The organism is Cupriavidus sp. IDO, assembly GCF_000812465.1.
In the GTDB taxonomy this organism is placed as follows: Bacteria; Pseudomonadota; Gammaproteobacteria; order Burkholderiales; family Burkholderiaceae; genus Cupriavidus.
This window is the reverse complement of sequence record NZ_JWMA01000022.1, coordinates 47,779-71,478: the sequence shown is the minus strand read 5'-3', so window position 1 is coordinate 71,478 and position 23,700 is coordinate 47,779. Positions and strand designations below refer to the sequence as shown.

Below are 23,700 nucleotides of genomic sequence, written 5' to 3'. Positions count from 1 at the left end.
CCCCCTCTTGCCAAGGAGACGAACGTGCTGAGTCCGCATGAGCTTGCCACGCTGCTACTCATCAGCGATGGTCCCGATTCCCTCGATTCCACCGATTCCCGCCAGATCGATCCGGCCGACCTCAACGCGCTGGTCGACAAGCAACTCGTACAGCTTGAAGTCCTGCACGGATGCCACCAGTCGCCGCGCATCACCAGCCACGGCTATTCGATGCTGAAAGCCATGGGGCGGTGACCGCCTGGCGCTGCCAATGATGCGGAGTTGCGATGAAAGCCCGCGAGCGTGCCGCATCAGCCTCGAACCAGACCCGCCGCCGCTTTCTTGGCCAAATCGGTGCCCTGCTGGCAACAGCAGGCCTGGAGCCTGTGCTTGCTGCGCCGGCGGATGCCTATTTGCCACCGGCAGCCTGCCTGCTCACGCCCGCCGCCACGGAAGGCCCTTTCTATCTGGATGACGCGCTGGTGCGTGCGGACATTCGCGACGACCGCCCCGGCCAGCCGCTACGTCTGCGCCTGCTGGTGGTCGACACAAACCGTGGCTGCGCGCCGGTGCCCGGTGCGCTGGTCAGCGTCTGGCACTGCGACGCGGAAGGCAGCTATAGCGGCGAAGGCAGGCGGGGCGGCAAGGCCGCGCGCTTCCTGCGCGGTGTGCAGCCAACCGGCGCCGACGGCGTCGCCACATTCACATCGATCTATCCCGGCTGGTACGCGCCACGCGCCATCCACATCCACTTCAAGATCCTGCTGGGCCGCAATGAAGTGCTGACCAGCCAGCTCTATTTCAGCGACGCGCTCAACCGCGAAGTACTGGGCAGCCATCCTGCCTACCGCGCGCACGGCGCGCCGACGCGCGCCAATGCGCAGGATCCGATCGCCGGCAGCCGGCCCAACCTTGTGCGGGTGCACAAGCTGGCGGACCCCGACAACACGCTCGAGGGCGATTTCACCGTGGGGGTCGTGCGGGCCTGAGCGCGGCGCTCGGCTTCCCGCTGTTTGCTTGTCATGCGGCCGCCATATCGACCCGCGCTAGCCGCCAGTGCCGTAGTCGAGCTTCGGATACCAGTCAGTGCCGCGGCCTTCCGGCGTGGTGTCGAGCAACGTCCAGAGCGGATCCAGGTCCGGCGCGCCGCGCGGGTCCTGGCCGGGATCGGACATGGTGGCGTAGATCTCGCCGCTCCAGAAATGGCGGATCTTGCCGTCGCGGCGCGTGAAAACCGTGTAGGCGGGCACGTCGGCATCTTCGGGACTGACGTAGTCACGCGTGAAATCGCCGTCTGGGTCGGAGTAGACCTTCAGCTTCGTCCAGCCGCGTGCCTTTTTTGCGGCCACCAGGCGGTCGATTGGCGAACGGGCGACCATCGCCAGCGCCACGCGCTGCTCGATATCCGGCACCTTGTGATCCCACGAACCCATCAGCGATGTGCACATCGGACAGGGCTCTTCCCGCTGCGGCCTGAACATGTAACTGTAGATAACAAGGGTGTCCTTGTCGCCGAACAGTTCGGCGAGCGTGACGAGCCCGTTTTCTCCCTCGAAGGTATAGCGTTTGGTCACCTCGCCGCCGGGCGGCAGCTGGCGGCGCTGCTCGGCCACGCGCTCGATATGGCGCCGCAGGTCGATCTCTTCTGCAAGCAGCGCATTGCGCGCCTGGCGGTACTCGGCGCTTTCATTGGGAAAGCGGACGGGGTTGCGTTGCGCCAGTTCCGTGGCTGGCGTGAGTTTGGCATTCGCGTGCATATCGACCCTCCTGTCGGGCTTGCGGTTGCCGCGGAGATGTGCGCTCCCCGCCGCCGGGCGGACCGCATCGGCTCCACGGCCCCATCATCGTTCGTGTCCGTGCGCGGCGAATCGTTCCGCGCGACGCGCGGCCGCGCGGGCGGCGCGTGCTCTACACTTGCTTGAGTCTCTCCCATCAATGACAGGGCACAACCATGGACCAGACATTCCACCGCTTTTCCGAATTGTTTGCACAACTTGGCCTGCCTTCGGATGAACAGGGCATCCGCGCATTCCTGGCGGCGCATTCGCCGCTGCCAGACGACGTCATGCTCGCAGACGCCCCGTTCTGGACGCCGGCGCAGGCGACCCTGCTGCGCGAGGAGATCCAGGAAGATGCCGACTGGGCCGAGATCGTCGACCAGCTCAATGCGGCACTGAGGTCGCCCGCGCCCTGACGGCCGATCCGTCGCGCGCCGCCTTGTCTTCATGTCCGGCTTTCCTGGCATGCAGACATTGATGGAATACCCAGGTTGTCCTTCAGCCTGCTGGTGACCCGCGCACTCCGGCCACCGCCACCGGCATCCATGTCCGCGCCGCCCCACACTTCCGCGACCGGCTTCAGCAGCGACATTCCCGCGCGTCTCGACCGCCTGCCGTGGTCGCGCTGGCACTGGCGCGTGGCGATTGCGCTGGGCGTCGCATGGATCCTGGACGGGCTCGAAGTCACGCTGGTCGGCTCGGTCGGCGCCGTGCTGGAGCGGCAGGACACACTGGCGCTGACAGCGGGGCAAGTCGGATGGTCGGGCTCGCTCTATATCCTCGGCGCGGTGATCGGCGCACTGGTGTTCGGCCGGATGGCAGACCGCCTCGGGCGCAAGCGGCTGTTCCTGGCGACGTTGCTGGTCTACATGGCGGCAACGCTCGCCACGGCGTTTTCGCCGGGCTTCACGATGTTTGCGCTATGCCGCTTCTGCACCGGCCTTGGCATCGGGGGCGAGTACGCGGCGATCAACTCGGCCATCGATGAACTGATTCCCGCGCGCGTGCGCGGGCGCGTCAACCTCGCCATCAACGGCAGCTTCTGGTTCGGCGCGGCGCTGGGCGCCGGCCTGAGCCTGCTGCTGCTCGATGCGCGCGTGCTGGGGCCGGTGTGGGGATGGCGCGTCTGCTTCGGGCTGGGCGCGATCCTCGCGATTGCCATCGTGCTGGTGCGGCGCCATGTACCGGAGAGTCCGCGCTGGCTCGCCACGCACGGGCGTCATGATGAAGCCGAAGGCGTCATCGCCTCGATCGAAGCCGACATCCGGGCTGCGCACGGCGAGCTGCCGCCAGTGCCTTCCACGCGCACGCGGATGGGCTTCCGGCAGCAGGCAGCGCCGGCCATCGGGGACGTCATGCGGCTGCTGGTGCATCGCTACCGGCGGCGCAGCGTGATCACGCTGGCGCTGATGGTGGCGCAGGCGTTCTTCTACAACGCCATCTTCTTCACCTACGCGCTGGTGCTGACCCGCTTCTACGGCGTGCCCGACGCGCGCGTCGCGCTGTACATCTTTCCGTTCGCACTCGGCAATGCCGTCGGCCCCTTGCTGCTGGGGCCGCTGTTCGACCACGTCGGACGGCGGCGCATGATCGCGCTCACTTACGTGCTCTCCGGCCTCGGCCTGGCACTGACCGGCTGGGCCTTCACGCAAGGGTGGCTCGATGCGCGAACCCAGGCACTGTGCTGGTCCGCGGTGTTCTTCCTCGCCTCGGCAGCCGCGAGTTCCGCCTACCTCACCGCGAGCGAAGTATTCCCGCTGGAAATGCGTGCCCTGGCCATTTCCGTCTTCTATGCCGTGGGCACGGGAACCGGCGGCTTCGTGGCACCCGTGCTGCTCGGCACGCTGATCGAAAGCGGCAGCCGCGGCGCGGTGGCAGCGGGCTACGGCATCGGTGCCGCGCTGGTGGTGATTGCGGGACTGCTGGCGCTGCGTTTCGGCGTTGATGCGGAACGGCGTCCGCTTGAAGAGGTGGCGCCGCCCCTGAGCTTCGATGAGTGATATCCACACAGACATCCAAGAATTAAGTGATGCTACAGCCAGCCCTTACACATTCTTACAGCAAGGGCGGAGACACTTGACTAGCCTTAACACCAGCGCGGCAACCCGAATTCATTTCATGTAGTGCTTCAACGGGTTGCCATATTCGTGGCTCAAGGGCCATTGAACGAAAGTGCCCGGATGTAACGGGCGATCCAACGGACCGGTGTGTGCCGGTCCGCTTTGCAAGGTGCTCCGACGTGGCCGATGGCCGTGATCGAGATGCGCTGCAGACAATAAGCTGAACTGGGGACATGCAAGCCGGGCTTCGTGCAATTGCCCTTGCGCGAGGGACTGGTTTTGCCTTACGAACACTCGCGGCGTTGCGGTAACGGACAGCCGAGTGTGCATTGACCTGCTTGCCGGAGAACAAACGAAATGCCCGACCAGCTCGACAACTTGTCCAGACAGACCACTGCACCGGCCCGCCTGCCGTACGGCGACGCACGGGTGCCGGAGCGCCGCCAGCCGGTGGCCGTTCCGCTGTGGCACATCGTGCCGCGCATGGCCGGATACGGCGTGGTGCTGTTCATCATCTGGGCCGTGCTCACCATCATGTTTCCCAATGTCTTCACGCGTTCTTCGGAACGGGCCGTGGTCAACAGTCCCGTCAGCCTGGTGACTTCGCCGGTAGAAGGGATCGTGATGCAGCAGATGGTGGCAGCGGGACAACCCTTTGCCGCCAACCAGCCGCTGATGACGGTGCAGAACCCCAACATCGACCGCTCGCTGCTGGTCGAGCTCACCGGCAAGAAGCTCGACACCCAGCAGCGCTATGACGCCGCCAAGGCAAAGCTCGCGAGCAACCAGCGCCTGCTGGCGTCGACCGACCAGGACCTGCAGAAGTACAACGGCGCCGCGCAGCGCGAACACGCGGCAAAAGTGCGGGGGCTTGAAGCGCGCGTAGCCGCGGCCAACGCACAGGTGGACCAGCAGGAGGAAGTGGTCAACCGCAACCAGAACATGCAATGGGCCGGCGCGGTGAGCGAGGCCTATACCAATGCGTCACGCTACCAGCTTTCCATGCTGACCAACGCCAAGGCAGCGGCAAAGGCTGAGCTGGAAAGCGCCGTTGGCGAAAGCGAAGCCTCGCGCAACAAGGTCTACGCTTCATCCGCCGACGGGCCGATGGCGACGCTGTCGCAGCGGCGTCAGCTGCTTGGCGCGGAGGCCGCACAACTGACTGCGGAGCTGCAGCAACTCGAGGAATACGGAAAGTCGGTCGACCAGCTGATCGCGACCGAGCAGGAACGCATCGACCGGCTTTCGAACCTGGAGATCCGCTCGAGCGAGCCTGGCGTGATCGAAGACGTGATTGCACATCCCGGCATGCGGGTCGCCGCAGGCGCCACGCTTGCGCGCGCCAGCAACTGCGCGCAGACCCGCGTGGTGGCGGTGTTCCCGCGCAGCCTGAGCGATGACCTGCTGCCGGGCGCGCGCCTGAGCGTGCAGGTAGACGGCGTGCCGGTTGCGCTGGCGGCGTCGGTGGCGGAAGTCCTGCCGCGTGCGCCCGATGGTGAACAGGCGCGCTACTTCGTGCCGTTCCCACCGATCGAGAAGAACGAGATCTACGTGATCGCCAAGCTGGACCGTCCGCTCGGCAACGTGCAGGGCAAGACCACCAACGGCTCTTCGGGACGTTGCGCGATGGGACGGTGGGCCAAGGTTTCGCTCGACCAGAGCTGGCTGGGCCGCGTGAGGACCACGTTGTCCTGATTGCACATGGACACCGGAATGCACGCCTATGCGCCAGCCCAATCCGCTTTCCCTCAAGCCTTGTGTCGCGCGTCGCTGGACCATGCTTTGCACGACGCTCGCGCTGACACTGTGCCTGCTTCCCGCGGCGCCCGCCGCGGCAAGCCCGCCCGCGCGCGACAGCTTGCTGGCTGACGGTTGCAAGACGCTGGCGGGACGCGTCAGCGCGGTGCCGGGCACGGGCCCGGTGTTCCTCGGCAGCTATGAGCCTGCGCCTGGCGGCGAGCCGCTCGCGCCTGCCCTGCGCCAGGCCGCCTTTGTCTACGACAACGCGCTCGCCGGCATCGCGCTGGTGGCCTGCCGCAAGGTGCCCGAAGCGCGGCGCATTGCCGATGCCATGCTGCAGGCCAGCCAGCAGGACCGCCACTACCACGACGCGCGCCTGCGCAATGCCTATCGCGCCGGGGCGCTGCCGCCGGGACCGGCACCGCTGCCGGGCTGGTGGGACGAGCCAAGCAAGCGCTGGTTCGAAGATGCTTACCAGGTTGGCACCGCCACCGGCAACGTCGCCTGGGCTGCGCTGATGCTGCTGGCCGTCTATGAGGCCACGCAGGACAAGCGCTACCTGGACGGCGCCGCCGCGCTGATGGGGTGGGTGCAGGCGAACATGTTCGACGCCACCGCGCCGGCGGGCTATATCGGCGGCTTCTTCGCCCATGAACCCAAGCCGACGCGCCAGGGCTGGAAATCCACCGAGCACAACGTCGATACCTACGCCGCCTTCAGCTGGCTGGCGCGCCACCGCAGCGACGCGCGCTGGCGCGAGGCTGCCGCGCGCTCGCGCGCCTTCGTCGATGCGATGTGGCAGCCGCGCGAGGGCCGCTTCGTCATCGGCACGCGTGATGACGGGCATACGCTGAACAGCGAACCGTCGGCACTCGACGCCGCATTGTGGCCGCTGATTGCCGACCCGGAACCGCCGGCCGACTGGCGCCGCAGCCTGGACTGGGTGGGCGGCCATCACAAGGTGCGCAACGGCTACGGCTTCAAGGCGAGCCCCGACGGCGTGTGGACCGAAGGCACCGGGCAGGCCGCGCTGGTGCTGCAGGCGATGGGGCGCGAGCAGGAAGTCCAGCCGCTGTGGGACCTGCTGCTCTCGCAGCGCGCGCCGTCCGGGCTGCTCTATGCCACGCCGGAAACTCGCATCCGCACCGGACTGCAGATTGGCCCCACATCCACCACCGACGACTTCTATTACTTCCACCTGCCTCACCTGGGTGCCACTGCGTGGGCCGTGCTTGCGGCCGCGCGCTGGAACCCGTTCCGGCCCGCCGGCTGCCTCGACGCGCAGTGCGGCACCGCCACCATCGCGGTACCCCCGCGCAAGGAGTGACGATGTTCGCCCTGTTCCTCGAAAACCAGACACTGCTCGTCATCAACGGCGGCGTGCTGCTGGCCGTGATCATGCTCAGCCAGCTATGCCGGCAGGACCGCACGACTGACCGCATGCTCTTTGGCGGCATCACCGCGGTGCTGCTGCTGGTGTACCTGATCTGGCGCGCCACCCAGACCCTGCCCGAGTTCCACATGGACTTTGCGAGCGTGTGGGCGCACGTATTCTTCGCCTTCGAATGCATGACGCTGGCCTACACGCTGATCTCCATCGTGGTGATGTCGCGCACCAGCAACCACTCCCCCGACGCGGACGCTGGCGAGGCCGCCTTGCGGCGCGCGCAGCAGGTGCCCCGCGTGGATATCTTCATCGCCACCTACAACGAAGGGCTGGACATCCTCGAGAAGACCATCGTGTCGGCACTCGCCATCGACTACCCGGACTTCCGCGTCTGGGTGCTCGACGATACCCGGCGCGACTGGCTCAAGGCATTCTGCGAACGCGTGGGCGCGCACTACGCCACGCGGCCCGACAACACGCATGCGAAGGCGGGCAATCTCAACAACGGGTTGCGTCTCAGCGCGGAGTCGGGCGGCGCGCCCCACATCCTGGTGCTCGACGCGGACTTCGCCCCGCACCGGAACATCCTGCTGCGCACGGTCGGGCTGTTCAACGACCCCAAGGTGGGCCTGGTGCAGACGCCCCAGTTCTACTACAACGCCGACCCCATCCAGTACAACCTGCGCGCCACGGAATGCTGGGTGGACGAGCAGCGCGCGTTCTTCGACGTGATGCAGCCGGCCAAAGACGCCTGGGGCTCGGCCTTCTGCATCGGCACGTCGTTCGTGGTGCGGCGCGACCTGCTCGAGCTGATCGGCGGCTTCCCGACCGGCACCGTGACCGAGGACATCCACCTGACCTACCGCCTGCTTCCACACGGCTACATCACCCGCTGGCTCAATGAGCGCCTCAGCGTGGGCCTGTCCGCGGAAGGCCTGCCCGAGTACATCAGCCAGCGCAGCCGCTGGGGCCTTGGCACGATCCAGGTTGCGCTGACCGCGGACGGGCCGTTGCGCGGACGCGGCTATACCTTCGTGCAGCGGCTGCACTACGTGCACGGCCTGCTGCACTGGCTGTCGCGCCCGTTCACGCTGATGCTGCTGGCCGGACCGCTGCTCTACTGGTACTTCGACGTGCCGACGCTCTACGGCGAGCCGCTGCAGTTCCTTGCGTACGGCGTGCCGGCACTGGTTGCCTACTGGGCGTACAGCATCTGGATCACCGGCCAGCGCGCGCTGCCGATCTTCACGGAAGTCACGCAGATTGTTGCCGCGATGGCGGTGACGGCTTCGCTGGTCAGTGCCATGTTCAAGCCGTTCGGGCGCCCTTTCAAGGTCACCAACAAGGGGCTGGACCGTTCGAAGGTAGTCATCCACGGCAAGTTCGCCGCGCTCTATGCCGGATTGGCGGGGCTGTCGGCACTGGGGCTCGGCCACGCGCTGCTGGCCGACCCGGATTCGCAGGGGCTGGCCTTCAACACGGTCTGGACCGGCATTGCGCTGATGCTCTACCTGGCCTCGCTGCTGGTGTGCGTGGAGCTGCCGCGGCCGCGCAAGGAGGAGCGCTTTCCCTATCGGGCACGCGCGATGCTGCGGGTGGGCGAGCGCGAACTCCAGGTCACCACTACCGACCTGTCGTGCAACGGCGTGGCGGTGACCACGCCGCTGGCGGCCATGATGCCGGTCGACGCCGAGGGCGCAGTGTGGCTGGCGCCGACCGGCTGGGTCCCTTGCCGGATCGTGCGGCGCAAGGACCAGTTGCTGGGCCTCGCGTTGCATGCGGACATGGCGGCACGCCATCGCCTGATCCGCACGCTGTTCACCGACCCGGCGCACAACATCGCCAGACAGGGCCGCCCGCGCCTGGCGATCTCGCGTTTCATGCGGCGCGCGCTGATGGGTTGAGCGCGTCTTCTAACCACAATGAGATTGCCCATGCGAAGCCTGTCCCCGACTTTCAATCCGATGCGCGTGCTGCCGTGCGCGCTTGCCGTGGCACTTGCCGCATGCAGCCTGGAGCCCAACTACCAGCGTCCCGATGCGCCCATCCCGTCCGCGTACCCGCAGGGCGCGGCCTACAACGGCGCGAAGCCTGGCGCGGCGGCGCAGCCTGGGCAGACTGGCCAGCCACAACCCGCCGGCCCCTCGGCGGCTGACCTGGGATGGCGCGATGTCTTTGTCGATCCGAACCTGAGGCAGCTTATCGAACTGGCGCTGGCCAACAACCGCGACCTGCGCATGGCCACGCTGGCCATCGACGAATCGCGCGCGCTGTACCAGATCGAACGCGCCGCGCAGTTCCCGACCGTGGACGCCAACGCGGGCCTGGTGGCGCAGCGGCTGTCGTCGAAGATCCGCGCGCCGGGCCAGCCGGCGCAGATCACGACCTATAACGCCGGGATCGGCTTCACCGCCTTCGAACTGGACTTCTTCGGCCGCGTACGCAGCCTCAAGCACGCCGCGCTGGAACAATACATGGCCACCGAGGAGGCACGGCGCAGCGCGCAGATCAGCCTGGTGGCGGAGGTAGCCAACGCCTACCTGACGCTGCTGGCGGACCGGGCTTTGCTCAAGCTGTCGCAGGACACGCTCAAGACCCAGCAGGACGCCGCCGAGATGGTCAGCCGCGGCCGCCGCGCGGGCGCGATGGCGCAGATCGACCAGCATCGCGTGGAAACGCAGGTGCAGACCGCGCAGGTGGGCGTGGAGCAATACACCCGGCAGGTGGCGCAGGACGAGAACGCGCTGAGCCTGCTGATCGGCGGCAAGCTGCCCGATGCCGTGGGCGACCCCATCACCGCAACCGCGGCAGGCCCCGCACCGCTTGATGGCAGCAACCTGCTGGCGGAGTTTCCGGAGGGCCTGCCCTCCAGCCTGCTTGAGCGCCGCCCCGACATCCTCGATGCCGAGCACCAACTCAAGGCGGCCAATGCCAATATCGGCGCCGCTCGCGCAGCGTTTTTCCCGAGCATCACGCTGACCGGCGCCGTGGGCGCAGCCAGCACCAGCCTGGCGGGGCTCTTCTCCGGCGGCCTGGCATGGGTGTTCGCGCCCCAGATCACCGTGCCGATCTTCAACGCCGGGCGCAACCAGGCCGGCCTGGACCTGGCCAAGGTGCGCAAGGACATCTTTGTCGCGAACTACGAGAAGACCATCCAGACCGCCTTCCGCGAAGTGGCCGACAGCATGGCGGCACGTGCCACCTACGAGCGGCAGGCCAAGGCACAGGAAGCCCTGGTGAAGGAAGGCACCGAAACCAGGCGGCTTTCCGAAATGCGCTTCCGCAACGGCGTGGACGACTACTTCGGCGTGTTCGATGCCCAGCGCCAGCTCTATGGCGCGCAGCAGTCGCTGATCACCTACCAGCTGGCCAGCCTGACCAGCCGCGTTTCGCTGTACAAGGCGCTCGGCGGCGGCTGGCGGGAAGTGAAGGATGATGGCGCCACTGCGCCGCCCGCGCCAGTGGCCGCGCAGCCGAAGGCACCAGTGGCCGCGCAGCCGAAGGCACCGGTGGCCGCGCAACCGAATGCTCCGGTGGCGGCATCGAACCGGCAGTGAGAGCCGCCTTGCCGCCGGCCGCTCAGCGGCAGATGCCCTTCAGCTGAATCGCCATTAGCGGAAACCGCCATGCCCACGCAACACCGGCGCGTGTCAGCGCCAGCACGACAAGGCACACCTCTCGCCGGTACGGGAAGCCGCAGGCATCGCGCCAGCCGTGTCCTGTCTCACCGGAGAGCCAGGCTGAATCGCCGGCCTGCAGCGCGGCCGCGGCGAAGGGCTGGCGCGCGCCCTCAGTAGCGCGTCGGCACACCCGGACGGCGAGCGGGAACGGCTTTCAGCTCAGGCCATCGAGCACCACGTGCTGCCCATGGATGGCCTGCGCGCCATCCGAGGCAAGGAAGGCGACCACCCGTGCCGCCACGCCCGTGGACACCCACACCGACGGATCGGCCGCAGGCATATCGCGCCGGTTGGCGGGCGTATCGAGAATGCCCGGCGCAATGCTGTTTACGTTGATGCCGGCGCCCCGCACCTCGCGCGAGAGGCTTTCCACCAGCCGCTGCAGCGCACTCTTGGACGCGCAGTAGGCCCCCATCGCCGCGGCACCGGCACTGGCGCCGCGCGCGGACACGGCAATCACCTTGCCGCTGTGCCGGGCCAGCATCGCCGGCATGAAATGCCGCGTCACCGCCACCAGCGACCAGGCGTTCAGGTCCATCATCCGCATCCACGATTCACGGCTGATGGCGTGCGTGGGGTCGCCCATCTCGAAGCCGCCGGCTACGTGGACCAATACATCGACCGCGCCGAAGGTGCCGAGGATGTCCTGGGCGACCTTGCCCATGCTGGCTTCCGAGGTGACATCCGCCTCGAACAGCAGCATGCCGCTGTCGGCATCGGGGTGGGCAAAGACGCTCTGCAGGTGCTGCAGATCGCGGTCGATCAGCGCCAGGCGCGCGCCCTCGCCGGCAAAGCGGCTGGCGACGGCCTGCCCAAGCGAGCCGGCGGCGCCGGTGATGACAACATGACGAACAGCGGCGGCAGATTCCATCTTTCGGCTCCCTGAGCATTGCGCTGCTACCACCATAGTCGCGGCGGCACCGGAAGGGAAAGCCGGAAATGCCGGCAACTGTACAGGTGACAGACGCCCCTGGCCGTATATGGCGACGCAAGGCTGAATGGTTCAAGATGCGGCAGCGCCACGCAGTGCCCGCTTAACAGGACCTCAATTGCCTCTCGCCCGCCTCAAACAAAGCTCCACCCTGGTCGCCGTGCTGGCGCTGACCGGCTCGATGGCCTCGCTGTGCATCGGCACCTCGTTCGCCAAGAGCCTGTTTGCCGCGCTTGGCGCGCAGGGCACCACTGCGCTGCGCGTGGGCTTCTCGGCCCTGATCCTGCTGTGCGTGTGGCGGCCCTGGCGGATACCGCTGACCCTGGCGAACGCGCGTGCCATCGCCCTGTACGGCGCGGCGCTGGGCGCGACCAACCTGCTGTTCTATATGTCGCTGCGCACCATTCCGCTGGGGCTGGCGATTGCGATCGAATTCACGGGGCCGCTGGCGGTGGCGGTGCTGTCCTCGCGCCAGGCCATCGACTTTGTCTGGATCGGATTTGCCGTGATCGGGCTGGTAATGCTGCTGCCGCTGGGCCAGGCCACCGGCACGCTCGATCCGGTCGGCATCGGCTTCGCGCTTGCGGCGGGCGTGGGATGGGCCCTATATATCATCTTCGGCCAGATGGCCGGCAACGCCCATGGCGGGCAGGCGACCTCGCTGGGCCTGACGATGGCCGCGCTGGTGGTGTTTCCGTTCGGGCTGGCTCACGCCGGCGCCACGATGTTCAGCCCGTCGCTGCTGGCGGCCGGGCTTGCGGTGGGCGTGCTGTCGAGCGCGATCCCTTACTCGCTCGAAATGGTGGCGCTCAAACGCCTCCCGCGGCGCACGTTCGGCATCCTGCTCAGCATGGAGCCGGCAATGGGCGCACTGGCGGGGTTGGTGTTCCTGCACGAGCAGCTGAACGCCCGGCAATGGCTGGCCATTGGCTGCATCATCGTTGCATCAGTGGGTTGCACGGCCACGGCGCGCGGCAAGCGGCAGCCCGCCTGAGGAAGCCATCAGCGCGCACCGAGCCAGTCCGCCGGCAACCGCTGCGGCGCCGCGGCAGACTGCGCGAGCGGCATCGTCACTTCGTGCAGGAAACTGTCTTCCGGATTGCGCCGGGTGCTGAAGCCGCAATCGCGCAGGATGGCGAGCATGCGGCGGTTCTCGCTGAGCACGTCTCCGCGCATCAGCCGCAGCCCTGCCGAGCGCGCCAGCTGCTGCAACTTGTTGATCAGGCGGCGACCCAGCCCCTGTCCTTGCCATGCATCGGCGACCACCACGGCGAATTCGGCAACTCGGTCGCCCGTGACCACGTACTGGCCGTTTGCGATGACGGCTTCCTCATCGCCATGCCTTGCCATCACCACCAGCGCCACGCCGCCCCGCCCCGGTGCTACCAGGCCGTCGACAATGTGTTCCACCACGCGGCCGCCCGTCAGGAAGCGGAAGTAGCGGCTTTCCCGCGACAGCCCGTCCACCATCTGCCGGACCGCTATCTCGTCCGCCGCGTGCGCGGAGCGCAGCGTGACGCATTCGCCCCCGCGCACGCGCCAGCTTTCTTCCTCCACGGGTTGTTCTTGTGCTTCGACTTCCGCCAATTCCGAACTGAACATGTCGCACCCCATCTGACTACAAACTCAGTAGTCAGAGTATAGGCAAACACCTGACTTTTGCAAATGAAGTTAGGGTGCTATGCTTGAATCCATCATGAAAGCCACTGCTTCGGACCTCCGTTACTGCTCGATCGCCTCCACACTTTCGCTGATCGGCGAAAAGTGGACGATCCTGATCCTGCGCGACGTTTTCCACGGCGTGACGCGCTTCGATGAATTCCTGCGCCGGCTCGAATGCTCTCCTGCCGTGCTCTCCGCGCGCCTGAAGACACTGACCGAAGCCGGCCTGCTGCGCCGGGTCGGCTACCGCGAGCCCGGCGAGCGGGAGCGCTTCGAATACCGCCCCACGCGTGCCGCCGTGGAGTTGCTGCCCGTGCTGGTCGGCCTGATGCAATGGGGCGACGCACACCTTGCGCAGAACGGCGAAGGTCCGGTGCAGATCCGCTCCCGCGCTAACGGCCAGCTGGTGCACGCCGCAATCGTCGATGAGGATGGCGAGCTGGTATCGCCCAGGGATATGGAACTCCTGCCCGTCGCTAGGGGCACTTCCAATACCTGAATTTCTTCCGCACCGCACCGTCGCAGCACACTGCACTGCACCATGACTGTGCCGTCCCTCGCGCTGCCGCCCCACGGCAGCGCATCGCAATAGCCCTCTGCGTCGCCTGAACGGGCCTGAGCCTCCTCCATCGTCACTTCCGTAACTGGCACGGGCCTTGCGTAATGGAGTGCGGGCCGATCAACGGCGATCCGCCCACCCCACACACGCAGCGGCTATCCCATGTAGCCGCTGTCAGGACAACGGCGTCCCCTGAAACGGTCCAAGACCGGTTTGCGGGACGCCATTTGTTTTTGGAGCAAGCGACGATGACCGGCAAAGCCACCCGCATTCAACTGCTGACTCTGCGCACCCCGCAGATGCGCGCCTTCCACCTGACCTGGATGGCGTTCTTCGTCTGCTTCTTTGCGTGGTTCGCCTGCGCGCCGCTGATGCCGGTGCTCAAGGGCGAATTCGGCCTGACGCCGGGCCAGATCGCCAATATCAATATCGCGGCGGTGGCGGTGACCATTCTCGTGCGCCTGGTGATCGGCCCGATGTGCGACCGCTTCGGCCCGCGCAAGACCTACACCGGCCTGCTGGCGCTCGGTGCGCTGCCCGTGCTGGGCGTGGCGCTGGCGCAGAGCTACGAGACCTTCCTGTTCTTCCGCCTGCTGATCGGCGCGGTTGGCGCGAGCTTCGTCATCACGCAGTACCACACCTCAGTCATGTTCGCGCCCAACGTGGTCGGCACCGCCAACGCGGCCGCGGCCGGCTGGGGGAATGCCGGCGGCGGCGCGGCGCAGGCGCTGATGCCGCTGCTGCTGGGCGCGGTGCTGATGCTCGGCGCCGACCACGCGCTCGGCTGGCGCATTGCCCTGCTGGTGCCGGGTGTGCTGATGCTGGTGATGGCCGTCATCTACTGGCGCTTCACGCAGGACTGCCCGGAAGGCAACTACTCGGACCTGCGCGCCCGGGGCATCGCCATCGTCGGCAAAGACGGCGGCAAGGGCGGCGGCTGGGCCAGCTTCCGCGCCGCCAGCGCCAACTACCGCGTGTGGCTGCTCTTCATCACCTACGGCGCCTGCTTCGGCGTGGAGATCTTCATCCACAACATCGCCGCGTCGTACTACGTGGACCGCTTCGGCCTGAGCCTGAAGGCCGCCGGCTTGGCTGCCGCGAGCTTCGGCCTGCTGGCGCTGTTTGCCCGCGCCCTGGGTGGCTGGCTGTCGGACAAGGCGGCACGCCGCCGCGGCCTGGACGCACGCTCCACGCTGCTGTTCGTGCTGATCATGGGCGAAGGCCTGGGCCTGCTGTGGTTCGCGCAGGCCGGCAGCGTAACGCTGGCCGTGGTCGCCATGCTGCTGTTCGGCCTGTTCACCCACATGGCCTGCGGTGCCACCTATGCGCTGGTGCCTTTCATCGACCGCAAGGCGCTGGGCGGCGTGGCCGGGATCATCGGCGCGGGCGGCAACGTGGGCGCCGTGGCGGCCGGCTTCCTGTTGAAGGGCCTGGGCGACCTGCAGCACACGCTGACCGCCCTGGGCGTGATGGCGACGATCGCCGCGCTGTGCGCCATCGCCGTGCGCTTCAGCGCCGAGCACAAGGAACGCGAGCAGGCCCTGTACGACAGCGCGCTGGCCAACTGAATTCCCCGCATCTCCTCAGCAGCACACAACAAGCAGCAAAGACTGACTACCGGACAAGGAAAGCATCATGAAACTGATCATCGTCGGCCACGGCATGGTGGGTCACAAGTTCCTGGAGTGCCTGGCGGAAGCCGGCGCGCAGAACGTGGAAGTGACCGTGCTGTGCGAAGAACCGCGTCCCGCCTACGATCGCGTGCACCTGTCCGAGTTCTTTGCCGGCAAGTCGGCAGAAGACCTGTCGCTGGTGCCCGCGGGCTTCTTCGAGCAGCACAACAACATGCTGCTGCGCCTGAATGCCCGCGCCGTGGAGATCGACCGCGCTGCGCGCACGGTGACCGTGTCCACCGGCGAGACCCTGTCCTATGACAAGCTCATCCTCGCCACCGGCTCCTATCCCTTCGTGCCGCCGGTGCCGGGCAAGGACCGCAAGGACTGCTTTGTCTACCGCACCATCGAAGACCTGGAAGCGATGCGTGAATGTGGCGCGCGCTCGAAGACCGGCGTGGTCGTCGGCGGCGGCCTGCTGGGCCTGGAATGCGCCAAGGCGCTGCACGACATGGACCTGCAGACGCACGTGGTGGAATTCGCCCCGCGCCTGATGGCCGTGCAGGTCGACGAAGGCGGCGGCCGCATGCTGCGCCAGAAGATCGCGGGCCTGGGCGTGACCGCGCACACCGGCAAGAACACGGTGGAGATCATCGACGGCGAAGACGGCACGCACCGCATGGTGTTTGCCGACGGCACGCACCTGGACACCGACATGATCGTGTTCTCGGCCGGCATCCGCCCGCGCGACGAGCTGGCCCGCGCCAGCGGCCTGACCGTGGGCGAGCGCGGCGGCGTCGTGGTGGACAACCAGTGCCGCACCTCGGACCCCGACATCTACGCCATCGGCGAATGCGCGCTGTGGCAAGGCAAGATCTACGGCCTGGTCGCGCCGGGCTACGACATGGCCCGCGTTGCCGCGCGCCACCTGCAGGGCGAAGCCGCCGAGTTCGGCGGCGCCGACATGAGCACCAAGCTCAAGCTGATGGGCGTGGACGTGGCCAGCATCGGCGACCCGCACGGCACGGTGCCGGGCGCGCGCTTCTACCAGTTCTGCGACGACCGCAAGGAGGTCTACAAGAAGCTGGTGGTGTCCGACTGCGGCAAGTACCTGCTGGGCGGCGTGCTGATCGGCGACGCCAGCGAGTACGGCACGCTGCTGCAGATGATGCTCAACAAGATCGAGCTGCCGGAATCGCCCGAGTTCCTGATCCTGCCCGACAGCAGCGGCAAGGCGAAGCCGGCGCTCGGCGCCGACGCCCTGCCCGACACTGCCCAGATCTGCTCGTGCAACAACGTCTCGAAGAGCGAGATCTGCGCGGCCGTGTGCGACGGCGCTACCAGCATCGGTGCGCTCAAGACCTGCACCAAGGCCGGCACCGCGTGCGGCGGCTGCGTGCCGCTGGTCACGCAGATCATGAAGGCCGAGATGAAGAAGCAGGGCATGGCCGTCAACAACCATCTCTGCGAGCACTTCCCCTACTCGCGCCAGGAGCTGTACCACATGGTGCGCGTGGGCAAGCACAAGACCTTCGACGAGCTGCTGCACGCGCATGGCAAGGGCCTGGGCTGCGATATCTGCAAGCCTACCGTCGGCAGCATCCTAGCTTCGTGCTGGAACGAATTCGTGCTGAAGGAAGAGCACGCCAGCCTGCAGGACTCCAACGACTACTACCTCGCCAACATCCAGAAGGACGGCACCTATTCGGTGGTGCCGCGCATGCCGGGCGGCGAAGTGACGCCCGAAGGCCTGATCGCCGTCGGCCAGGTCGCCAAGAAATACGGCCTGTACACCAAGATCACCGGCGGCCAGCGTGTCGACCTGTTCGGCGCCCGTGCCGAGGAACTGCCCTATATCTGGGAAGAGCTGATCGCCGCCGGCTTCGAGTCCGGCCACGCCTACGGCAAGGCGCTGCGCACGGTGAAGTCCTGCGTGGGCTCCACCTGGTGCCGCTATGGCGTGGGCGATTCGGTCGGCCTCGCCATCGAGCTGGAGAACCGCTACAAGGGCCTGCGCGCGCCGCACAAGATCAAGTTCGGCGTCTCGGGGTGCACGCGCGAATGCGCCGAGGCGCAGGGCAAGGACGTGGGCGTGATCGCCACCGACAAGGGCTGGAACCTGTATGTGTGCGGCAACGGCGGCATGAAGCCGCGCCACGCCGAACTGCTGGCGAGCGACCTCGACCACGACACGCTGGTGCGCTACATCGACCGCTTCCTGATGTTCTACGTGCGCACCGCCGACCGCCTGCAACGCACCAGCGTGTGGCGCGACAACCTGGAAGGCGGCCTGGACTACCTGAAGGCCGTGGTCCTGGACGACAAGCTGGGTATCGCCGCCGAGCTGGAAGGCGAGATGCAGCATGTGGTCGACACCTACGAGGACGAGTGGAAGAAGGCCGTGACCGACCCCGAGACGCGCAAGCGCTTCCGCCACTTCGTCAACAGCGACCGCCGCGACGACAACCTCGTCTTCATGGAAGAGCGCGGGCAGATCCGCCCGGCCACGCCCGAGGAACGGATCTTGCAACGCTCCCGCCTGAGCCACATCCCCGTGGTTGCCGTGCCCGCAAAAGCAGCCTGATACCAAGGAGAACGTGATGAGCCCTGCCCACTATCCCGAAACCTGGACCGCCATCTGCACCCTGCGCGATATCGTGCCCAATACCGGTGTCTGCGCACTGGTGGACGACCGCCAGGTTGCCGTATTCCGCATCGGCCGCGGCGAAGAGGTATATGCCATCGACAATTTCGATCCCAACTCGCAGGCAGCCGTGCTCTCGCGTGGACTGGTCGGCAGCCTTGGCGAGCGCGTGGTGGTGGCCTCGCCCATCTACAAACAGCACTTTGACCTGAGCACCGGTGAATGCCTGGAAGCCCCGGACCACTCGGTCAGCGCCTATCCCGCGCGTGTCTATGACGGCAAGGTATGGGTCGCCGCCAGCGTGCTACGCCGGGAAGCCGAGGAAGAACTCGCAGCCTGACGCCCCCTGACGCCCGATATCGGACCCGACACCATGCTTTCCACGGAGATGTCGCGCATGACGCCATCCGCCCCCCCCAAAGCCCGACAGCGCCTGGTCGTTGTCGGCAACGGCATGGCCGGCATGCGTACCGTCGAAGAGCTGCTGAAGCTCGCGCCGGACCTCTACGACATCACGGTGTTCGGGGCCGAGCCGCACGGCAACTACAACCGCATCCTGCTATCGCCGGTGCTGGCGGGCGAGAAGACCGTTGCCGACATCATGCTCAACACGCGCGAGTGGTATGAGCAGAACGGCATCGAGCTGCTGGCCGGCGACCCCGTGGTGGCCATCGACCGCGCGCGCCGGCTGGTGCGCTCGGCATCGGGGCGCGAAGTGCGCTACGACCGCCTGCTGCTGGCGACCGGCTCCAAGCCGTTCATCCTGCCGGTGCCGGGTCACCAGCTCGATGGCGTGATCGCCTTTCGCGACATCCAGGACGTGGAAATCATGCTGCACGCCGCCAGCAACCACCGCCACGCGGTGGTGATCGGCGGCGGCCTGCTGGGGCTGGAAGCCGCCAACGGCCTGCTGCGCCAGGGCATGGACGTGACGGTCGTGCACCTGTGCGACTCCCTGATGGAACGCCAGCTCGACAAGCCCGCGGCCGCGCTGCTCCAGGGCGCGCTGGAGCGCAAGGGCCTGCGCTTCCTGCTGGGCGCGCAGACTGCCGAGATCATTGGCACCGAGCGCGTCACCGCGGTGCGCTTCAAGGACGGCAGCGAGATCCCGGCCGACCTGGTGGTGATGACCGCGGGCGTGCGCCCCAATATCGAGCTGGCCGCCCAGGCCGGCCTGCACTGCGAGCGTGCCATCGTCGTCGACGACACGCTGCAGACCTATGACCCGCGCGTTTACGCCGTGGGCGAATGCGTGCAGCACCGCCAGGCCACCTTCGGCCTGGTGGCGCCGATCTGGGACCAGGCGCGCGTGTGCGCCGCCCACCTGGCGGGCGCGGGCCACCGCCGCTACATCCAGCAGGCCACCGCCACCAAGCTGAAGGTGACGGGCGTGGACCTTTACTCCGCCGGCGATTTCATCGGCGGCGAAGGCAGCGAAGACCTGGTGCTGCGCGATCCGCGCCGCGGCGTGTACAAGCGGCTGGTGCTCGAAGGCGGTCGCCTGGTCGGCGCCGTGCTGTACGGCGACGTGCAGGACGGCCCGTGGTACTTCGACATGATCCAGAGCCGTGCACCGGTCGGCGCGCTGCGCCAGCGGCTGCTGTTCGGCAAGGCCCAGTGCGAGGCGCTCGCCGCCTAGACTGAATCAGAAGCAAGACATCGCCCCCCGCACGGAGAACGCGTGAATCTGTCCGACATCCCGGTCATTTCTGCCACCCTGACCAAGACCACCGCCACCACCTGTCCGTATTGCGGTGTTGGCTGCGGCGTGCGTGCCACACCGCGCGCCGACGGCCAGCTGGAGATCGAGGGCGATGCGGCGCATCCGTCCAACCAGGGCCGCCTCTGCGTGAAGGGCTCGGCGCTGGGCGAAACGGTGGATCTGTCGGGCCGCCTGCTGCATCCCAAGCTGCGCGACGCGGACGGCACCCTGCAGCAGGTCTCGTGGGACCACGCGCTCGACGCCGTGGCACAAGGATTCTCGGACATCATCCGCCAGCACGGTCCGGACTCGGTCGCGCTCTACGTCTCCGGCCAACTGCTGACCGAGGACTACTACATCGCCAACAAGCTGATGAAGGGCTTCATCGGCAGCGCCAATATCGACACCAATTCGCGCCTGTGCATGTCGTCCGCGGTCGCCGGCCACAAGCGCGCCTTCGGCGAAGACCTGGTGCCGGGCAACTACGAGGACCTGGAACTGGCCGACCTGGTCGTGCTGGTGGGCTCCAACACCGCGTGGTGCCACCCGATCCTGTTCCAGCGGCTGTCGAAGGCCAAGGAAGCGCGCCCCGATATGAAGATCGTGGCGATCGATCCGCGCCGCACCGCCACGTGCGAACTGGCCGACCTCCATCTAGCGCTGCGCCCCGGCACTGACGTGTGGCTGTTCAACGGCCTGCTGAGCTACCTGGCACGTGAAGGACGGGCGAACGCCGCCTTCGTCACAGGCAACACCACTGACCTCGACGCAGCCTTGCAGGCCGCGGATGTCGACTGCGCCGATCCGGCCGCTGTGGCACGCGCCTGCAAGCTGGATGTGCAGGACGTGCTGGCGTTCTACCAGCTGTTTGCCGAAACGGAGAAGGTCGTCACGGCGTTCTCGCAAGGCGTTAACCAGTCATCGGCCGGCACTGACAAGGTCAACAGCATCATCAACTGCCACCTGCTGACCGGGCGCATCGGCCGCCCGGGCATGGGCCCGTTCTCGCTGACCGGTCAGCCGAACGCGATGGGCGGGCGCGAAGTCGGCGGACTTGCCAACATGCTCGCGGCGCACATGGAGCTGGCCAATCCGCTGCATCGCGAGATCGTGCAGGGCTTCTGGCAATCGCCCGCCATGGCTGACCGGCCTGGCCTGAAGGCGGTAGAACTGTTCGAAGCCGTCGAAGCCGGCCGCGTCAAGGCCGTGTGGGTCATTGCCACCAATCCCGTCGTGAGCCTGCCCGATGCCGACCAGGTGCGCCGCGCGCTGGCGAAGTGCGAACTGGTGGTCAGCTCGGACATCATCGAGCGCACCGACACCAACAACGCCGCCCACGTGCTGCTGCCCGCGCTGGGCTGGGGCGAAAAGGACGGCACGGTCACCAACTCGGAACGCCGCATCTCGCGCCAGCGGGCCTTCCTGCCCGCGCCGGGCGAGGCCCGTGCCGACTGGCACATCCTGTGCGACATGGCGCGCCGCATGGGCTTCGCCGGCTTCGAGTTCGACAGCCCGCACCAGATCTTCGACGAGCATGCACGACTGAGCGCCTGCCGCAACGCGGAAGCGCCCCGCGCCTTCGACATCGGTGGCCTCGCGGGCATGGACAAGGACACCTATGACGCCTTCGAGCCCATGCAGTGGCCGGTGCCTGCACACGCGGCAGCCGGCACGCAGCGGCTGTTTGCCGATGGCCGCTTTGCCCATGCCGACGGCCGCGCACGCTTCGTCGCCACGCCGACGCGTGCGCCGGCACACGCGCCGGACGACGATTTTCCGCTGATCCTCAACACCGGCCGCGTGCGCGACCAGTGGCACACCATGACGCGCACCGGCAAGTCCGCACGCCTGGCCGACCACCTGCCCGAGCCGTTCGTCGACATGCATCCGCAGGATGCGCTGCTGTGCGGCGTCGGCGAAGGCAAGCTCGCGCGCGTCAGCACGCGCTGGGGGGCGATGGTGGCGCGTGTGCACCACGGCGGCGGTATCCCGCGCGGCAGCGTGTTCGTGCCGATCCACTGGAACGGGCAGTTCAGCTCGGATGCGCGCGTGGGTGCGCTGGTGAATCCGGTGGTCGACCCGGTCTCCGGAGAACCTGAATTCAAGCACACGCCGGTGCGCGTGGAACCGTTCGGCGTAACCTGGCACGGCTTCGCGCTGAGCCGGGGCGAATTGCCCGCGGACGCGCTCACTTACTGGACGCGCGTGCAGGGCCGCCAGTTCCAGCGCTACGAATTCGCCGGCCGGGAGGCCATTTCCGATCGCACCGCCTGGGCCCGCGCACTGCTCGGCGTGACCGACCCGGACGCCGACTGGCTCGAGTACGAAGACCGCAGCGCCGGCGTCTACCACGCAGGCTATGTGGTCAACGACCGGCTCGAAGCCTGCGTCTACGTTTCCGTGCGGCCCGAACTGCCGTCGCGTGCCTGGCTGTCCGGCCTGTTCGGCCGCGAGCGGCTCGAAGACACCGACCGCATCGGCCTGCTGCTGGGCCAGCCGCTGGAGAAAGGCGCCGACGCCGGCCCCACCGTATGCTCGTGCTTCGGCGTGGGCCGCAACACCATCTGTGATGCAGTGCGCAAGCACGACCTGAAGACGCCGGCCGAGATCACCGCCTGCGTCAAGGCCGGTGGCAACTGCGGCTCGTGCGTGCCGGAGCTGAAGAAGCTGCTGGTGGAGATCCGGGTGGCGGAGACCGCCTGACGATCGGTGGCCTGGTGCACTGCACACAACGGCCCGCGCCGGAACCTTCCGCTATGAATTAGGGAGCCTTCACGAGATCCAGATTGCCGTCTCCAGACGCCGACGCCATGCTAGTCGCGCGCCCCTCGAAAGCCAGCCCCGATACACGGGACGGCACTCATCTGGAGACAGCAATGAAGGATGCAAGGATCCTGCACGCCGGCCCGCGATGGCTGGCCGGCGTGGCATGTCTGTTTATCTCGGCCGGCTCAATGGCCGCAGACGCCTATCCCGCCAAACCGATCACCCTGGTCGTTCCCTATTCCGCCGGCGGGCCAACCGATGTCGTGGCGCGCACGCTGGCCCATGCGATGTCGCAGGATCTCGGCCAGAGCGTGGTGGTGGAAAACCGCACCGGGGCGGGCGGCACGGTAGCCGCCGCCTTCGTCGCCCGCGCGCAGCCCGACGGCTACACGCTGCTGATCCATCACAACGGCATGGCCACCGCGCCGGCGCTCTACAAAAAGCTGTCATACGCGCCGCTCAAGGATTTCGAGTACGTCGGGCAGGTGGCGGACGTGCCGATGACCTTCATGGGGCGCAAGGACATCCCCGCCACGACGGTGCCGGAGCTGATCAAATACGTGACGCAGAACAAAGACAAGGTATCGCTGGCCAATGCGGGGCTGGGCGCGGTTTCCCAGTTGTGCGGCCTGCTGTTCGAGGAATCCGTCCACGTCAAGCTGAACGCCATCCCCTACCAGGGCGCCGGCCCCGCGTTGACCGCATTGCTGGGCGGACAGGTCGACCTGCTGTGCGACCAGACCACGGCAACCCTGCCGCATATCCAGGCTGACCGCGTCAAGCTGTTCGGCGTCACGACCCCTGCGCGTATCAAGGCGCTGCCCAATGTGCCGACATTGCAGGAAGGCGGCCTCAAGGGCTTCGACGTCAAGGTCTGGCACGGCATCTACGCGCCCAGGGGCACGCCGCCCGCCGCCGTGGCACGGCTGACCAGGGCGCTGCAGAAGGGCCTGCAGGATCCGATGGTGGTGAAGAAGCTGGACAGCCTCGGCGCGCAGATCGTGCCCGTGGACAAGCAGACGCCGGAAGGCCTGAGGACGATGCTCAAGGCCGAGAGCGACAAGTGGCAGCCGTTGTTGAAGACGATGAAGGTGGAGGCGGACTGAGCCTATCCCGCATGGAACGGCCTCGCGGATCCCTGCCGGATTCGCGGGCCATCGACAGGTCGTGGGGCGGGCCGCACCGGGCCGGCATCACGT

At 67.3% G+C, this 23,700-nt stretch carries 19 protein-coding genes; 16 read left to right on the top strand and 3 right to left on the bottom strand.

What is annotated here, in order from left to right; all coding sequences use genetic code 11:
* The first annotated feature begins 24 nt into the window (after positions 1 to 24).
* Both RM96_RS07660 and RM96_RS07655 read left to right on the top strand, forming a co-directional pair.
* Positions 25 to 234, top strand: a complete 210-nt coding sequence (locus RM96_RS07660) for a hypothetical protein (protein ID WP_039009435.1) — start codon at positions 25 to 27, stop codon at positions 232 to 234.
* Positions 235 to 266: 32 nt separating this feature from the next.
* Entirely contained in the window at positions 267 to 968 is a 702-nt protein-coding gene (locus tag RM96_RS07655; protein WP_039009433.1) for an intradiol ring-cleavage dioxygenase, read from the top strand.
* Positions 969 to 1,025: 57 nt separating this feature from the next.
* Here the strand turns inward: RM96_RS07655 and RM96_RS07650 are convergent, their stop codons facing one another.
* Positions 1,026 to 1,736 carry a DUF899 family protein gene (locus RM96_RS07650; protein WP_039009431.1) on the bottom strand — a complete coding sequence of 237 codons (711 nt, stop codon included), beginning with the start codon at positions 1,734 to 1,736 and terminating at the stop codon, positions 1,026 to 1,028.
* A 194-nt stretch (positions 1,737 to 1,930) separates the two neighbouring features.
* Here RM96_RS07650 and RM96_RS07645 point away from each other — a divergent pair, with 194 nt between their 5' ends.
* From RM96_RS07645 to RM96_RS07620, 6 genes are all read left to right on the top strand, one after another.
* Positions 1,931 to 2,173, top strand: a complete 243-nt coding sequence (locus tag RM96_RS07645) for a DUF2789 domain-containing protein (protein ID WP_039009430.1) — start codon at positions 1,931 to 1,933, stop codon at positions 2,171 to 2,173.
* 129 nt (positions 2,174 to 2,302) lie between these two features.
* The gene (locus tag RM96_RS07640) at positions 2,303 to 3,757 is read left to right on the top strand and encodes an MFS transporter (RefSeq protein WP_039009471.1); all 1,455 of its coding nucleotides are present in this window, start codon (positions 2,303 to 2,305) and stop codon (positions 3,755 to 3,757) included.
* A gap of 417 nt (positions 3,758 to 4,174) precedes the next feature.
* On the top strand, positions 4,175 to 5,512 hold the full coding sequence (locus tag RM96_RS07635; RefSeq protein WP_039009428.1) for an HlyD family secretion protein: 1,338 nt from the start codon (positions 4,175 to 4,177) through the stop codon (positions 5,510 to 5,512).
* 82 nt (positions 5,513 to 5,594) lie between these two features.
* Positions 5,595 to 6,884 carry a hypothetical protein gene (locus RM96_RS07630; RefSeq protein WP_052279373.1) on the top strand — a complete coding sequence of 430 codons (1,290 nt, stop codon included), beginning with the start codon at positions 5,595 to 5,597 and terminating at the stop codon, positions 6,882 to 6,884.
* 2 nt (positions 6,885 to 6,886) lie between these two features.
* Positions 6,887 to 8,848: a glycosyltransferase family 2 protein gene (locus RM96_RS07625; protein ID WP_039009426.1), complete on the top strand. Its 1,962-nt coding sequence runs from the start codon at positions 6,887 to 6,889 to the stop codon at positions 8,846 to 8,848.
* 30 nt (positions 8,849 to 8,878) lie between these two features.
* Positions 8,879 to 10,501: an efflux transporter outer membrane subunit gene (locus RM96_RS07620; RefSeq protein ID WP_238587141.1), complete on the top strand. Its 1,623-nt coding sequence runs from the start codon at positions 8,879 to 8,881 to the stop codon at positions 10,499 to 10,501.
* Between the two features lie 277 nt (positions 10,502 to 10,778).
* Here the strand turns inward: RM96_RS07620 and RM96_RS07610 are convergent, their stop codons facing one another.
* Positions 10,779 to 11,495, bottom strand: a complete 717-nt coding sequence (locus RM96_RS07610; protein ID WP_039009423.1) for an SDR family oxidoreductase — start codon at positions 11,493 to 11,495, stop codon at positions 10,779 to 10,781.
* A 178-nt stretch (positions 11,496 to 11,673) separates the two neighbouring features.
* Here RM96_RS07610 and RM96_RS07605 point away from each other — a divergent pair, with 178 nt between their 5' ends.
* Positions 11,674 to 12,549, top strand: a complete 876-nt coding sequence (locus RM96_RS07605; protein ID WP_039009421.1) for an EamA family transporter — start codon at positions 11,674 to 11,676, stop codon at positions 12,547 to 12,549.
* Between the two features lie 8 nt (positions 12,550 to 12,557).
* Here the strand turns inward: RM96_RS07605 and RM96_RS07600 are convergent, their stop codons facing one another.
* On the bottom strand, positions 12,558 to 13,157 hold the full coding sequence (locus tag RM96_RS07600) for a GNAT family N-acetyltransferase (RefSeq protein WP_039009418.1): 600 nt from the start codon (positions 13,155 to 13,157) through the stop codon (positions 12,558 to 12,560).
* A 79-nt stretch (positions 13,158 to 13,236) separates the two neighbouring features.
* Here RM96_RS07600 and RM96_RS07595 point away from each other — a divergent pair, with 79 nt between their 5' ends.
* The 7 genes from RM96_RS07595 (at position 13,237) to RM96_RS07565 (ending at position 23,607) form a co-directional block, all read left to right on the top strand.
* Positions 13,237 to 13,716 carry a winged helix-turn-helix transcriptional regulator gene (locus tag RM96_RS07595; protein WP_039009416.1) on the top strand — a complete coding sequence of 160 codons (480 nt, stop codon included), beginning with the start codon at positions 13,237 to 13,239 and terminating at the stop codon, positions 13,714 to 13,716.
* 308 nt (positions 13,717 to 14,024) lie between these two features.
* On the top strand, positions 14,025 to 15,344 hold the full coding sequence (locus tag RM96_RS07590; protein ID WP_039009414.1) for an MFS transporter: 1,320 nt from the start codon (positions 14,025 to 14,027) through the stop codon (positions 15,342 to 15,344).
* 67 nt (positions 15,345 to 15,411) lie between these two features.
* Positions 15,412 to 17,973, top strand: a complete 2,562-nt coding sequence (nirB, locus tag RM96_RS07585; RefSeq protein ID WP_039009412.1) for a nitrite reductase large subunit NirB — start codon at positions 15,412 to 15,414, stop codon at positions 17,971 to 17,973.
* 16 nt (positions 17,974 to 17,989) lie between these two features.
* Positions 17,990 to 18,373 (top strand): nitrite reductase small subunit NirD, encoded by a 384-nt coding sequence (gene nirD, locus RM96_RS07580; protein ID WP_039009410.1) that lies wholly within the window; start codon positions 17,990 to 17,992, stop codon positions 18,371 to 18,373.
* Positions 18,374 to 18,430: 57 nt separating this feature from the next.
* Positions 18,431 to 19,672 (top strand): NAD(P)/FAD-dependent oxidoreductase, encoded by a 1,242-nt coding sequence (locus RM96_RS07575; RefSeq protein ID WP_052279368.1) that lies wholly within the window; start codon positions 18,431 to 18,433, stop codon positions 19,670 to 19,672.
* A 42-nt stretch (positions 19,673 to 19,714) separates the two neighbouring features.
* Positions 19,715 to 22,438, top strand: coding sequence for a nitrate reductase (locus RM96_RS07570; RefSeq protein WP_039009409.1), 2,724 nt, complete (start codon positions 19,715 to 19,717; stop codon positions 22,436 to 22,438).
* 173 nt (positions 22,439 to 22,611) lie between these two features.
* The gene (locus RM96_RS07565) at positions 22,612 to 23,607 is read left to right on the top strand and encodes a tripartite tricarboxylate transporter substrate-binding protein (RefSeq protein WP_039009407.1); all 996 of its coding nucleotides are present in this window, start codon (positions 22,612 to 22,614) and stop codon (positions 23,605 to 23,607) included.
* The last annotated feature ends 93 nt before the right edge of the window (positions 23,608 to 23,700 follow it).

Excerpts from the sequence above, each read along its gene's own strand:
- RM96_RS07655 (WP_039009433.1), top strand. The coding sequence starts at position 267 with ATGAAAGCCCGCGAGCGTGCCGCATCAGCCTCGAACCAGACCCGCCGC.
- RM96_RS07595 (WP_039009416.1), top strand. The coding sequence starts at position 13,237 with ATGCTTGAATCCATCATGAAAGCCACTGCTTCGGACCTCCGTTACTGC.
- RM96_RS07650 (WP_039009431.1), bottom strand. The coding sequence starts at position 1,736 with ATGCACGCGAATGCCAAACTCACGCCAGCCACGGAACTGGCGCAACGC.
- RM96_RS07600 (WP_039009418.1), bottom strand. The coding sequence starts at position 13,157 with ATGTTCAGTTCGGAATTGGCGGAAGTCGAAGCACAAGAACAACCCGTG.
- RM96_RS07565 (WP_039009407.1), top strand. The coding sequence starts at position 22,612 with ATGAAGGATGCAAGGATCCTGCACGCCGGCCCGCGATGGCTGGCCGGC.
- RM96_RS07620 (WP_238587141.1), top strand. The coding sequence starts at position 8,879 with ATGCGAAGCCTGTCCCCGACTTTCAATCCGATGCGCGTGCTGCCGTGC.
- RM96_RS07645 (WP_039009430.1), top strand. The coding sequence starts at position 1,931 with ATGGACCAGACATTCCACCGCTTTTCCGAATTGTTTGCACAACTTGGC.
- RM96_RS07630 (WP_052279373.1), top strand. The coding sequence starts at position 5,595 with ATGCTTTGCACGACGCTCGCGCTGACACTGTGCCTGCTTCCCGCGGCG.
- nirD (WP_039009410.1), top strand. The coding sequence starts at position 17,990 with ATGAGCCCTGCCCACTATCCCGAAACCTGGACCGCCATCTGCACCCTG.
- RM96_RS07640 (WP_039009471.1), top strand. The coding sequence starts at position 2,303 with ATGTCCGCGCCGCCCCACACTTCCGCGACCGGCTTCAGCAGCGACATT.
- RM96_RS07635 (WP_039009428.1), top strand. The coding sequence starts at position 4,175 with ATGCCCGACCAGCTCGACAACTTGTCCAGACAGACCACTGCACCGGCC.
- RM96_RS07575 (WP_052279368.1), top strand. The coding sequence starts at position 18,431 with ATGACGCCATCCGCCCCCCCCAAAGCCCGACAGCGCCTGGTCGTTGTC.
- RM96_RS07625 (WP_039009426.1), top strand. The coding sequence starts at position 6,887 with ATGTTCGCCCTGTTCCTCGAAAACCAGACACTGCTCGTCATCAACGGC.
- nirB (WP_039009412.1), top strand. The coding sequence starts at position 15,412 with ATGAAACTGATCATCGTCGGCCACGGCATGGTGGGTCACAAGTTCCTG.
- RM96_RS07610 (WP_039009423.1), bottom strand. The coding sequence starts at position 11,495 with ATGGAATCTGCCGCCGCTGTTCGTCATGTTGTCATCACCGGCGCCGCC.
- RM96_RS07590 (WP_039009414.1), top strand. The coding sequence starts at position 14,025 with ATGACCGGCAAAGCCACCCGCATTCAACTGCTGACTCTGCGCACCCCG.